The 13,353-nt window shown below is 37.2% G+C and carries 12 protein-coding genes and 1 pseudogene; 8 read left to right on the forward strand and 5 right to left on the reverse strand.

The genetic code is table 11. The features are described 5' to 3' along the window. Nucleotides 1-32 precede the first annotated feature (32 nt). The 7 genes from QQK05_RS01650 (at nt 33) to QQK05_RS01680 (ending at nt 4,875) form a co-directional block, all read left to right on the forward strand. Nucleotides 33-692, forward strand: a complete 660-nt coding sequence (locus QQK05_RS01650) for a response regulator (protein ID WP_284295630.1) — start codon at nt 33-35, stop codon at nt 690-692. Continuing rightward, nucleotides 693-2,006 carry a sensor histidine kinase gene (locus QQK05_RS01655; RefSeq protein ID WP_284295631.1) on the forward strand — a complete coding sequence of 438 codons (1,314 nt, stop codon included), beginning with the start codon at nt 693-695 and terminating at the stop codon, nt 2,004-2,006. Next, complete coding sequence (locus QQK05_RS01660; protein WP_284295632.1) at nt 1,996-2,346, forward strand: cupredoxin domain-containing protein; 351 nt, start codon at nt 1,996-1,998, stop codon at nt 2,344-2,346. Before QQK05_RS01655 ends, QQK05_RS01660 begins: the two co-directional genes overlap by 11 nt. Continuing rightward, nucleotides 2,336-3,130: an FTR1 family protein gene (locus QQK05_RS01665; RefSeq protein ID WP_284295633.1), complete on the forward strand. Its 795-nt coding sequence runs from the start codon at nt 2,336-2,338 to the stop codon at nt 3,128-3,130. Before QQK05_RS01660 ends, QQK05_RS01665 begins: the two co-directional genes overlap by 11 nt. Further along, entirely contained in the window at nt 3,127-3,816 is a 690-nt protein-coding gene (locus QQK05_RS01670) for a hypothetical protein (protein ID WP_284295634.1), read from the forward strand. The genes QQK05_RS01665 and QQK05_RS01670 overlap by 4 nt, the downstream gene beginning before the upstream one ends. Before the next feature lie 219 nt (nt 3,817-4,035). Further along, nucleotides 4,036-4,545: a GGDEF domain-containing protein gene (locus QQK05_RS01675; protein WP_284295635.1), complete on the forward strand. Its 510-nt coding sequence runs from the start codon at nt 4,036-4,038 to the stop codon at nt 4,543-4,545. A gap of 54 nt (nt 4,546-4,599) precedes the next feature. Then, complete coding sequence (locus QQK05_RS01680; protein WP_284295636.1) at nt 4,600-4,875, forward strand: hypothetical protein; 276 nt, start codon at nt 4,600-4,602, stop codon at nt 4,873-4,875. Here QQK05_RS01680 and QQK05_RS01685 read toward each other — a convergent pair. The 4 genes and pseudogenes from QQK05_RS01685 to QQK05_RS18675 all read right to left on the reverse strand — a co-directional run. Beyond that, nucleotides 4,872-6,647, reverse strand: a complete 1,776-nt coding sequence (locus QQK05_RS01685; protein ID WP_284295637.1) for an ATP-binding protein — start codon at nt 6,645-6,647, stop codon at nt 4,872-4,874. The two genes, QQK05_RS01680 and QQK05_RS01685, sit on opposite strands and share 4 nt — an antisense overlap. A gap of 69 nt (nt 6,648-6,716) precedes the next feature. Further along, nucleotides 6,717-7,376: a YoaK family protein gene (locus QQK05_RS01690; RefSeq protein WP_284295638.1), complete on the reverse strand. Its 660-nt coding sequence runs from the start codon at nt 7,374-7,376 to the stop codon at nt 6,717-6,719. A gap of 39 nt (nt 7,377-7,415) precedes the next feature. Further along, nucleotides 7,416-8,897: an FMN-binding glutamate synthase family protein gene (locus tag QQK05_RS01695; protein WP_284295639.1), complete on the reverse strand. Its 1,482-nt coding sequence runs from the start codon at nt 8,895-8,897 to the stop codon at nt 7,416-7,418. A 142-nt stretch (nt 8,898-9,039) separates the two neighbouring features. Then, nucleotides 9,040-9,219: pseudogene (locus QQK05_RS18675) on the reverse strand (STAS/SEC14 domain-containing protein); the annotation flags it as partial. Nucleotides 9,220-9,765: 546 nt separating this feature from the next. On the opposite strand from QQK05_RS18675, the gene QQK05_RS01700 reads away from it, so the two are divergent. Continuing rightward, complete coding sequence (locus QQK05_RS01700; RefSeq protein ID WP_284295640.1) at nt 9,766-12,519, forward strand: DUF5666 domain-containing protein; 2,754 nt, start codon at nt 9,766-9,768, stop codon at nt 12,517-12,519. A 125-nt stretch (nt 12,520-12,644) separates the two neighbouring features. Here the strand turns inward: QQK05_RS01700 and QQK05_RS01705 are convergent, their stop codons facing one another. After that, nucleotides 12,645-13,352: a cytochrome b/b6 domain-containing protein gene (locus tag QQK05_RS01705; RefSeq protein WP_284295641.1), complete on the reverse strand. Its 708-nt coding sequence runs from the start codon at nt 13,350-13,352 to the stop codon at nt 12,645-12,647. Nucleotide 13,353: the final 1 nt, after the last annotated feature.

Genomic DNA, 13,353 nt, shown 5'->3' on the forward strand with positions numbered 1-13,353 from the left:
AGATATGGCTTGTTTACAAGAAAAGAGGTTTGATGAGATTACTGTTAGTCGAAGACGATAATCAATTAGCTGACGGGTTAAAAGAGTCTTTGAGACATGAAGGCTATAGTATTGATCATGTCTCAAATGGCTCTGCTGCCATCACCGCAAACAAAACTAATCCATACGATTGCGTAGTACTTGATCTTGGCTTGCCCGATATTGATGGTCTTGACGTGCTCAAATCGTTGAAAAAATCTAGAGAAGCAACTCCTGTATTAATTTTAACAGCTAGAGATGGTGTAGAGAGCAAAGTAGCGGGATTAGATTTGGGAGCAGATGATTATCTCGCTAAACCATTTAGTATGCCAGAACTATTAGCAAGGTTAAGAGTTATTGAGCGCAGAGCTGGAACGCATACCTCTTCGATTATCTCTCATAAAACAGTATCACTTGATACGCAATCACATACGATTGAAGTTGAGAACGAACAAATAGGTTTTTCGCGTCGAGAGTACATGATCGTCAAATCATTAATGGAAAATATTGGTCGAATACAATCTAAAGAGCAACTCGAAAATAAGCTTTACGAATGGGGGGAGGAAGTTGCCTCAAATACCATTGAAGTTCACATCAGCAATGTGAGAAAAAAGTTACCGCCGGAATTTATAAAAACGGTTCGTGGTGTCGGTTATGTCGTGAGTAAAAGTTAAATGACAATTAAACGCTATCTGTTAATTGTTATTTTATCTTCAATTGTACTGGCAACCTTTAGTGCTGCCTTACAAGGTTTCAAGGCGAGTAATCAAAAGCTAAACAGTGTGTTCGATGATGAGATGCGCTCAATTGCTTTTACCTTGAAAAACAGTCCAATTGCGCCAAGCGGTTTTGACGTTGATACACATTCATCATTTGCCTTTCAAATATGGAAAGCAAATAAGCTCATTGTTAAAAGTAAAAACGCCCCTAGTCAAAAAATAGCAAACTCAACTGAGGAATTTGGTTATAGAAGCTTTATGGGTAACCACTGGCGCTATTTCTCTCTATCAGACGAGTACTCACAAGTTATTGTTGCACAGCCGATGCCGCAGCGAATTGAATCAATTGAACAGGTTTTACTAGAGGCTGTTTTACCTATTGTTATTGTTATTCCTATTATTGGTTTAATTGTATACCTTGCTGTTAATAAAGCGTTGTCACCTATTAGAACGCTTTCAGAAAGCGTTATGCAGAAAGATGCATCAGATTTAACGCCTATAAATATCGAAGCACATACAACAGATTTAGAGCCAATTCAAAATACTATCAATGGCTTACTAGTGAGGCTTAATGCCGCGTTTGAGCGGGAAAAAAGCTTAGCCAGTAATGCCGCACATGAACTAAGAACGCCGATTAGTGTGCTAAAACTCAATGCTCACAATCTTAAAATTGCATTTGAAGCAAAAAATATTGAAGAGCAGCATATTGAAGATCTTACAGCGAACACTGAAAGAATGGCTCATGTTATTGAACAAGTAATCGCACTTAACCGAACTACACCAGAGAACTTTGACGCAAAGAAAACACAATTTAATATTTCCAATCTCCTCCAAGAAGTTATTGCGAGTAATTTTAGCCAAATCGACTCACAAGGCCAGTCAGTGTCATTAAACGCAACTTCAATGAGCATTTTCGCTGATAAATTTTCTTTGGAAACGCTATTCGACAACTTGATAAAAAATGCCATTAAGTACAGCGGTATTGGTGCTGAAATTCTAATATCAGCAACTAACAACGGGGACAATATTACAATATCAGTTGAAGACTCTGGCCCCGGTATTGAGGAAGAACAGCTAGATAAAGTTATGCAAAGGTTTTATCGCGTGAAGCATCACGAGCAAACAGGCAGTGGTTTAGGGCTGTCTATAGTCAGTCATATTGTTGCTTTGCATAAAGGGAATGTCGCTTTAGGGCGTTCATCACTAGGCGGTTTAAGAGTTGATATCGTATTACCACATTTAGATACCGGGAATATCGATGCAGGCTAGATTGACAAAAATAATTGTACTTTCTATTTCTCTTTGGGTTGCATTTAATGCTTGGGCTAAGCCAAAGGAGTTTCATATAACCCTGAAAGACCATGTGTTCACACCTTCAGAAATCACTATTCCTGCTAACACGAAAGTAAAGCTAATCATTCACAATGAAGATGATTCAATAGAAGAATTTGATAGCTTTGATCTAAATAGAGAAAAAGTAATTTTCCCAAAGAAGAAAGGACGTATTTTTATCGGGCCATTACCTGCTGGTCGATATGAATACTTTGGTGAATATTTCCCAAAAACCGCAAGAGGGGTCGTTATTGTGGAGAATAGTAATGTTAATTAATACTGTGCTCCTTTTTATTAAAGATATTTTCCCAATTTTTGTTTTGCTGTCTTTCATTGTTGGCGCAACGTCCAATTTAAGACTAACCAAGGTGGATTTGAGTTTTTATATTGGAGGGACAATTATTTCAGTTCTCCTTCTATACACTCAAATTGAAAATGTTGGTGAGTTATTTAATGGCGATGGTATCGAAGTATTTTACTGCTTGGTCAATACCATAGTTTACATAAGTTTATTAACAATAACGCCAATACTGAGTAGCCAATCAGAGCTGAATGCTGTTTTAAGGTGTTTACTGGTAATGGCGCTCACTTTATTCACCGCCATACATTTAAGCGAATTTTTTATCTATCTCTCTGCAATGGTTTCTAGTAATCCAACATTTATAAGCATGTTCATTGGTGGGTTCTTTGGGCTTGGGATCTGCTTAAGTTTTAGTATGTTGCTTACGATTTTTTTAAAAAGCTCGTTTGCAAGTATTAGCAATCTGAAGCACTTTTTTTGGGTGTTGTATCTGGCAGGTTTTGCTACTCAAAACGTTCAACTTCTCCAGCAAATCGATGTGATAAGCACTAGCAATCCGTTATGGGATATCTCAAACTTTGTTGCTGATGCGTCAGAATATGGTTATTTGCTCAACACATTAATCGGTTATAAGGCCGTACCAACGGTAGAATATGTAGTAACTTATTTCGCCAGTGTAATGATGGCAATGATGTTATTAATTTTGTCTGCGAAGAAGCTAAATCGAATTTTTACACCTATTGTGAGGAACGAAAAATGAGAATATTGTCGATCTTCGCCTTGTTTTTTTGTTCGCAAGTATTGGCCGACGGTATCGTCGTCGATAAAGTCTATCACCCATATGTGCTGCCAAACGAGACGGAATTTGAGTGGCGTATGTTGTCAAGACAAACTGACGAGGGAAACTTACTTGGTCAAAGAATAGCATTTGGTAAATCTTTAAATGAGTCTTTAATGCTAGAAGCTTATTTAGTTGGCGAAAAAACGGAAACTGAAGATTTTAGCTTACAAGCCTATGAGGTTGAGCTGCGGTGGATGGTAACTGAGCAGGGGGAACAATGGGCCGACTGGGGCATGCTGTTTGAGCTTGAAAAATTGCATCAATCATATGATTGGGAATTTACAACAGGTGTGCTATTCGAGAAAGAATTTGGCCGAACTAGCTTAACAATGAATGCGTTTGTTGTTTACGAATGGGGTGAAAATATAGAAGACGAACTTGAGACCGAATTTAGATTAAAATATCGCTACCGCTGGATACCTGAACTGCAACCTGCTATTGAGATATACAGTGGAGAAGAACTCTTTGGTATAGGCCCAGCCTTTATGGGGATTTATAGAATCGACAGACAAAAGCAATTGAAATGGGAAGCTGGCTTTATTTCCGAAATTTCTCAATCAGGTAAAGATCACAGCTTTAGGCTGGCATTAGAGTATGAATTTTAAATATAAACTTTTTTTTAATTAATAAATTAAGGTAACCTACATTAATCTTGTTAATTATTAGGTGTTGTATAGTTTGATAAAGAGAATTGCATCAACAAGTTACTATATTTGATAGTCATTATCCCTACTCTTATCGAATTAATAGACTCCGTAGCATTCTTTAATCGCTACGTAGTATGGACCGCTAATATCGTCTTAAGCGTACTGCTGCTGTTAATCGTGAATAAGGTGTTACAGTTTGAGAAGAAGTTGGAAGAAACGAGCCTAATTGATCCATTAACGAAACTCTACAATAGAAAATGTTTTGACGAACAACTTGAAGAACAGTTTGAGCTTTGTAAAAGAACAAACGGCGAATTGGTCTTGCTTTATTGTGATTTAGATAACTTTAAATATATCAATGATCATTTTGGGCACACTAAAGGGGATGAGGTACTACAAGAGTTTTCCAATATCCTAGTAAATTCTACGCATAGAAAAATGGACTTCGCATTTCGGGTAGGAGGAGATGAGTTTACGCGTCTTTTAGTCTTTGCTGACAAGGGGGAGGCAGACCTTTTTGTAAAAGGATTAATTCAAGATTTAAAACAAAGGTCTGATGATTTTCTATTGAACTTTAAAGCGAGCATTTCTATTGGTGTAGCCTATAGTTCGGAATCAAATTCAAAAAGGCAATTAATAGAAGAAGCAGATCAGCTTATGTATAAAGATAAACGAGTCAAGCGCTAGCAAACGAGTGGAGAACATCAATAATTCAACAGCTAAATTAAAAGGAGGTCTAGCGTGCATTTAAGCGAAATAATATTTGCTATAGTCGTTTCTGTAATATCTTCGCTCTTTTTTTGTAAAGCACGTTATAAAAATAAAGCTCTGACGTTAAAACAAGCATATGATAAACACGAGATGTTATTTGAGTTAACAGTAATATTTGGAACCTTTGCTGGAATACTAATCGATCTGCTTATTGGAAATTCGCTGGCAATGAAGCTTGTAGCTGATATATTAATAATCCCACTTTTAGCTTTTGTCTTTATACGGCCTTTCTTAAATATCAACTAGGAGTTCGGGTCTACCCAATACTGAGTCAAAATGTGTTTTATTTTTTCCAGTTTGATTGGTTTTGGCACAAAATCAAACATGCCTGCTTGAATATATTGCTCCTGATCTTCAGGCAGTACGTTAGCAGTCATTGCAATGATTGGAGGGCAGTTTTTACCAAGATGCTTTTTTAATGAAATGGTTGCTTCAATGCCGTTCAACTCAGGCATCATTACATCCATAAAAACTATACTATAGTTGTTTTCTTTTGTGACGGCCTCGATGGCTTCATTGCCATTAGTAACAGCTTCACATTCGTACCCTAAAGATTTGAACATTAAAATAGCAATTTTTCTATTTATAGCATTGTCGTCAGCGATGAGTATTCTATGTGGGTAGTGCTGAGCATATTGAATATCTTCAATTGTGTTATCGACTTTCTCATAACTGTCTAGCCCAACATCCTTCAACTTTTCTAGCACAATACTAAAGGAAACTTCAGTACCTTTATCTAATTCACTTTTGACTTCAATAGCTCCCCCCATTAAAGTTGCCAACCTTGAGCTAATAGACATACCTAAACCTGTTCCACCATACTTTCTCGATGTCGAACTATCTGCTTGAGTAAACTCTGAAAATAGCGATTTCATTTGTGCTGGAGTCATACCAATACCAGTATCATTGATTGAAAAACATAATTCAGTATGCTGTTCGTCAATGTCTTTAGAGAGCAAATTAAAAGTAATTTGACCATTTGGTTCAGTGAACTTAATTGCATTGGAAATGAAATTAGACAAGATTTGTTTAATGCGAGTTGAGTCACCCAAAAACGAATCTTCAATAGCGGTAGAAAGTGATTTTTCGAGTGTTATGTTTTTTGCCGATGTTTGTGAACTGTAAAGAAATAAAAGATCTTCTACTAGTTTTTTTAATGAGAAATTATGAAGCTCTAATTCCATTTTCCCTGCTTCTATTTTTGATAGGTCAAGTATGTCGTTAATAATTACCAATAAACTATCTCCACAGGACTGAATGGTGGACAACATAGCCTCTTGTTCGTTATCTAGAGGTGTTTTTTGTAAAAGCTCTGTCATGGCAATCACCCCATTCATGGGGGTTCGAATCTCGTGAGACATTGTCGCTAAAAAACGCGACTTTGCTTCTGATAAATCTCTTGCTTTTGCTACAGCATGCTTTAACTGTTCTTTCGTTTCTTTTTGTTCCGTTACATTTAACCTGATAGATACGTATCCCAAAATGTTTCTATTTTTGTCAAACTTTGGAATAACAGTCGATTCAACCCAGTAATAACCTCCATCTTTATTTCGGTTACATACTTCTCCTTGCCAAATATTACCTGATGAAATTGTTAACCACATGTTTTGCCAAAATTCAGGAGGGTGTTTTCTTGAATTTATTATTTTATGAGTCTTTCCAACTAACTCATCTTCTGAATACCCTGATACTGAGCAAAACTTCTTATTTACATGTGTGATGTAGCCCTTAATGTCAGTTTCAGATACCAGAGCAGCCATGTTCAAGTTTTCAACTTGCTGTGAAAGCTCTCTCACTAATTCTTGATTTCTATTGACGAGGTCGTAAAAAAGAAAATAGTAAATAAAGGGCGCTACAAGAAAGGTCAATATCAACGAATCTAGGATTATTTCAAATGAAGCATTTTCAAAGTGAAAAAATGAAAGCGAATACATTACGAGCATCTCAGCAAAAAATATAACAATCAAAATAGTGAAAAATATTTTTAGGTGATACGCCTTAACTTTTATTTTTTCCACCAAAGAGTCTCCATCACATTAATTACTAATTAATGTAGTTTATTTTCGCTTGCAATACTAACAGGCCAACTACTTTTGTTTACGGGTTCTGCATCGATATAGCGCTGCCAAAGAAATGCATGAGCAGAAAGGGATATATAAACTGTTGTAACCTATAAAGGCAAATAATGGTGCAGCTACTATGCCACCAATAATAAAGCCAATAACAATAAGAAAAAACAACCAAAACTTTCTGTGATCAAACTTCTCACCTTTTAGATAAGAGCCAATCATTATCCCAATATCTGTAAAAATACCCGTTAAGTGCGTCGTTCTGATGATAGCGCCGCTATATCTTGTCGCCATCGCATTTTGAATGCCACAGGCCACAGATAGGCTCATTTGTCCCCACATCAAATTGTTATTTAAAAAGTAAATTGCGAGTAATATTAGTATCGCTTCAAAAAATAGTAATGTATCGTAATGACGACCTAGTTTAAGGTCACGGCTCTCAATGAAAATACCCGCTATTACCGCGCCGATAACAAACGCAACTATAATTCCGGCTAATTTAAACAATAATGTGAAGTTAACGTCTTGTGCGGCAATGCCAACGAGTGTCGCCGTACCAGATAAGTGAGAAACTGATTGATGTTCAAAACTAAGCAACCCTACAGCATTGATAAACCCTGCTATAAAGGCAAGCAATGCGGCTCCTAGTTCAATCCATTTAGGTAGTTGATTAATCAATTTCTTTCCTGATATTTAACGTTGTTTGTGAAATTAGCTTTAAAGCCAGCTATCTGATGATGCTTTGTTCCAATCTTCAAGCCAGTTGTGAGGTATTGTTTCATATTTTGACAATGCCCCTACAAGTTTTGAAGGGTAAATTCGCTCGTAGTTGGTGGTATGACCATTACTCTCTCTTTTATTGATATGCTCGCGTTTTAAGTCGTCCAATGTGTCAAAACCACATGCACCGATTAATTCCGCTAGGTGATCAATAGTAGCATTGTGATAGTTTTTCACTCGGCTACTTTTATCATTAACATCAAGAAATCTATATCTAGCAGGATCTTGGGTAGCGATTCCCGTTGGGCATTTGTCGGTATTGCAGGTTCTTGACTGAATGCAGCCAAGCGCAAACATCATTCCTCGTGCAGAATTAACTGCATCAGCACCTAAAGCAATAATTTTCGCTATATGGAAAGCGGAAATTATTTTACCTGAAGCGATTATTTTGATCTCTTCTCGCACGTCTAAAGCTACTAATACATCATTTACGAAAATGACAGCATCAACCAGTGGTGTGCCTACTGCATTGGTAAACTCAATTGGTGCGGCACCTGTACCACCTTCAGAGCCATCAACTGTAATGAAATCTGGAATAATATTGGTTTCCGCAATTGCTTTAGCAATAGCAAAAAACTCTATTTTTGAGCCTATACATAGCTTAAAGCCAACAGGCTTGCCACCAGAAAGTTTTCTTAATTTATTAATAAACTGAAGTAACTTTTTGGGTGATGAAAAGGCAGAGTGTGCCGCTGGGGAGATAACATCTTGTCCCAGTGCTACATTTCTAATATCAGCGATCTCTTTAGTGAGCTTTGCCGAAGGTAAAATCCCACCATGTCCGGGTTTGGCTCCTTGTGATAACTTCACTTCAATCATTTTTACTGCATCTAACGTAGCTTTTTCTGCGAACTGTTTCTCATCAAAATTACCCAGCTCGTTTCGACAGCCGAAATAGCCAGTGCCTATTTGCCAAATAAGGTCGCCACCGTATTTTAAGTGGTATGGGCTTAGTCCTCCTTCTCCGGTATTGTGGGCGAAGCCACCTTCTTGTGCTCCTTTATTAAGCGCCATAATTGCATTTTTACTTAATGCTCCATAGCTCATCGCTGAAATATTCAGCGGGGATGCAATATAAGGCTTCGAACAAGCACTGTTGCCAAATTGTACCTTTAAGTTTTGAGGTGCAACTTTAGTTGGAGCAAGAGAGTGATTAATCCATTCATAGCTTGAACGATAAACATCAAATTGTGTTCCGAAAGGGCGAGTATCTGTTTCTCCCTTTGCTCGCTGGTAAACAAGTGAGCGATATTCACGGTTAAAAGGCCGTCCATTGATGTTGGACTCAACAAAATATTGCTGAATCTCTGGCCTTATATTTTCAAATAGATAACGTAGATGTCCGATAACTGGGTAGATATTTAATATGGTGTGCTGTTTTTGGAAAACATCATAAATAGCTAATAGTAAAACTGGCACTGAAAACCAAAGTATCCAATACCAACCGACGAGGTAAAAAACTAAGTTAACCCCAACAGTTATAGTTATTATGAAATGGCGTATTTTCATATTTATCCAATAAAGTACTTTCTACAAAGCCGCTTTTACCATGTTTAGGCGTTTAATGAGAAGCCCATGTGATTGCTTTATCCAATTCGTCAAATGAAAAGTGTTTTATTTCTGCGGCTAAGAAATGACTTGCTATATGCTCGCCAATCAAACTTATTGCAGAGTCAGTTACAAGTGCGACATGGCTGACCTTTTTATGATGATCTCCGACAAACTTTAAATGTGAAATAAATGCTGAAAAGGAGTCCCATCAAGGGAAAGTTTTGACATGGATGATAATGCCATTGAGCTTACCTGAATTTTTAATATACGGGTCTATGATCCTAGCCGCCACTTCAAAATCTGATGGTGTTAGTTTGTCGGTCGGTTTTAGTAACACTGTGTTAGATGACTCTAATATTTCTACTTTTAACATATCGCTTTCCTTATGAATGCTTTGAAACGAAAGACATTATTATGCCTGTTATATCTATAGCCTAAACCAAGAAGCTTAAATTAAGCTTAACTGTTATCTTAACTTTCGATAAAAACTTATACCCATTAATTTATTCAGCTATCAGTCAATAAACTTCTTTTTATATATTGTTAACAATGTAGTGTTCACCTACATTTTCATTTAGCAAGGAAAAATTAAAGTCATTGAGATATTAGATAGCTTTACTAATATTGTATGAGGGCACTATTAATCAGCGCTGCTTTATAAATGTGGTAATTCGAAGTTTCTCATAAGTGGATATGCCCTGTAATAGACTTATTGTGACTATTATGAAGGTGATATATGAAAAATTTATTCAAACTATCAACTCTATCATTCATCGTATTATCGAGTGTTGGATGTGGTGGAGGCTCAAGCGAAAGTGCCTCACAACCTATCGAAACGACAGCCTATGGAAACATGGAAGTAATTTTAGCTGGGCTACCACCCGGCTTATCGGCAGACATACAGATAACAGGGCCTAATAATTATTCAACGTCGCTAATATCGGGTGAAGTCTTATCAAACTTAGTTACTGGCGATTACACCTTGAGTGTGAACAGTGTTACTGCTCAAGGTGTCACTTATAGCTTTAACAATGGACAGTCGCAAATGGTGACTGTCTCAGAAGGTCAAACCTTAAGTGTGAACATTAACTATAAGGCCCCTGTGACAGTAACGGGTATTATCACAGGTTTTGGTAGTGTGTATATTAACGGTGTTAAGTTTGAGACAGACCAAGCTGGTGTTACTGCGAACGGAGAAAATGATACCGAAGATGCATTAGAAGTAGGCATGGTTGTTACTGTCAACGGAAACGTTGGAGCTGATGGTGAAGGTGCAGAGGCTTCTTCCATTGATTATCAAGCTAATGCGGAAGGTCCTGTTACTGGCATTAATTTAGCAGAAAAAACTATTACTCTACTTAGTCAAGTTTACTTTGTTGATGATTTAACTGAATTTGAAAACATCACGTTTGATTTCATCCAAATAGGTCATTGGGTTGAAGTCTCTGCTATCCAAAATAGCGATGGCCAGTACATAGCAACACGAATAGAGTTATCTGATACCTCTGAAGGTATTCAGTTAGTTGGAGAGGTAACACAGCTTGAAACGGTAGCAATGACGTTCAATATTGATGAGCAAGTTATTGATTATTCAAACGCTACCGTTGAAGGAGAGCTACTTGATGGTGTAGAAGTCGAGGTTGAATCAGAATTGGACCTTGTTGACGGTGTTTTGTTTGCTACTGAAGTCGAAGTAGAAGAAGCGCAAGATTTAGCTGGTCAGCTTATAGGTTTTGAAGGTGAAATCGAGGTGTTTACGTCAATTACCGATTTTGTGGTAGATGACCAAGCTATCACAACAACGACTGAAACTACTTTTAAAGGTGGGCAAAGCTCTGATTTAGCACTAGGTGTTGATATTGCTGTTAGAGGTTCAATTGTTGAGGATCTATTTGTCGCTACAGAAATCAGAATTGAGCACGAAACAGAAATTAAAATTGAAGGGCTTGTCGAGTCAACTGACCTAGAGAATAATTCGATTGTTATTCTAGGCAACACAATCTTTACTGATGAGTACACTCGTTTTATTGATGACTCAGAAGATGACGAAAGACGTTTTAGGATTGATGACATTTTAATTGGCGATAAGGTTTCTATCAAGGCATTTGATAATGAAGGCCAATTGCTTGCTAGTCAGATAAAACGCAAGAAAACAGTCAACGAAGTAGACGATGAAACAGAAATAACTGAGTTAGAAGGTAAAGTATCAGATATCAGTGCCCCCACTTTTTTAATTAATGGTGTAGTAGTTAAAGTCACTGACGCTAGTGTCATTGAATCACCAAATGGCTCAGAACTAACTTCAAGTGAATTTTTCTCTGTTGTCACGCTTGATACCGAAGTGGACGTTGAAGGTATCCCTCAAGATGATGGTTCTCTACTCGCATTAAAAATTGAAATTGAGTCGAAAGAAAACAATTCTGGTGACGCAGAACCTTATATAAAGCTAAAAGGTAATATTGATAGCTTTAACTCTATTGAGGCTTTTACCGTTAATGGTCACTCGATAACTACAAATCAATTTACACGATACGAAGGTGGTAACCCTGAATTATTAGTTGTCGGCGTTAAAGTAGAAATTAAAGGCCATCAAGCTGAAGACGGTACAATTGTCGCCAAGAAAATTGAGATTAAGATGGATGATGATAGTGACCGTGAAAGTGAAATAGAAGGTGAAATTACAGATTTCATTAGTGCTACCGACTTTTCTATTGGTGAACAAGTCATTACAACGACAGATAATACAGAGTTCGATAACGGAAGTATCGAAAGCTTGGCATTAGGCGTCCATGTCGAGGTTGAGGGCCATATCAATAATGATGGTACTCTAGTTGCAGATGAAATTGAATTTGAAGAAGTCGATGAAATTTCAGTGAAAGGCGTTGTTTCTAGTTTTGTATCAGCGACAGAGTTTTCAATCGGTGAGCAAGTGATCACAACTAATAGCGAAACCGAATTTAAGAACAGCAACGCTTCGATGCTGGCACTTGGTGTAACACTAGAAGTTGAAGGTGTGCTTGATGAAAATGGTACGCTTGTAGCAACAAAAGTTGAATTTGAAGAGACTGATGAAGTTGAAGTTAAAGGTATTATTACCGTATTAAATTCTACAACTGATTTTGAAATTGATGGGCATCATGTAATTACAGATGAATTTACAGTTTTCAAAAATGGAACAGCGGAAAACTTAGCATTAGGTGTGGAAATTGAGATTGAAGGGTATGCCAATAGTGATGGTTCAATTCTAGCATATAAAGTTGAATTTCAAGAAAACGATGAGAATGAAGTTGAAGTAATAGGCGCTATATCGGAATTTGTTTCCGCTGTCGATTTCTCTATTGGAGAACAGAAAATTACAACTACTGATGATACCGAATTTGAAGATGGCTCTATTGCTGATCTTGCTGAAGGTGTAACGGTTGAAGTAGAAGGGGCTTTGGATGAGAACAATGTATTGGTTGCTAAAAAAATTGAGTTTAAAGAGAATTAGTTAAAATAAGAGTTAACATTTCGATTGCTAAAACTGAAATGTCTGTGATTATATGTTTAATATACTAAGGAAGAGCGAGTACTTCTCTTGAAACTTTTCAAGAGAAGTACTGCTAATCAAGTATCTCACAATTTTTTAGGCAAAAACTTATACCCAGTGATCATTGCAGAAATCAACCCAGACTTTTCTCGTCGCTCACCAATGATAACACCCAGAATATGCAAGGGAATTAGTGCTAATAGGGCATAAAATGCGTATACATGAGCTGTAATAATAGGAGAACGAAATTCTCTAAGTTGCTTATATCGCTCTTCATCAACGTTAACCTTTGAATAAGGCTTGATTGCGTCAAGTTGAGTCTCGTCAACTGCAATACTTTTAGCGAAGTGTTGCCCTAATGGTGGATAGTAGATGTCAGTCCCTGCTAATATTAACCCCGTCGCCATTTGAACTGTCATTGCAATCAGCAAGGCAAGTACCATGAGCTTGCCTAGCGGGTTATGGCCTGTGTAAACTTGCTTTGGAGAACGCTTGAAGTCTGTCAGTTCTTTTTTATACCCTTTCATAAATGGCAGAGTCTGCGACCACTTTTCATTCGACGAGCCTATAAAGCCCATGACTAGCCGAACAATTAGGTTGATGGCAAAAATGTAACCAATAGAAACATGTATAGTTTTAAGCAATATTTTGGCGTCTACCGATACCCCCAATGTCTTACTATTAAATATGATTAAGCCGAACACTATCAGTAAGCTAATTGTGATGACGTTTATCCAGTGAAAAAGCCTGATGCTTCTAGACCACACATAAGTAAGCGTTTTAGTTTTATTCATG

This window comes from Thalassotalea loyana (genome assembly GCF_030161435.1).
In the GTDB taxonomy this organism is placed as follows: domain Bacteria; phylum Pseudomonadota; class Gammaproteobacteria; order Enterobacterales; family Alteromonadaceae; genus Thalassotalea_G; species Thalassotalea_G loyana.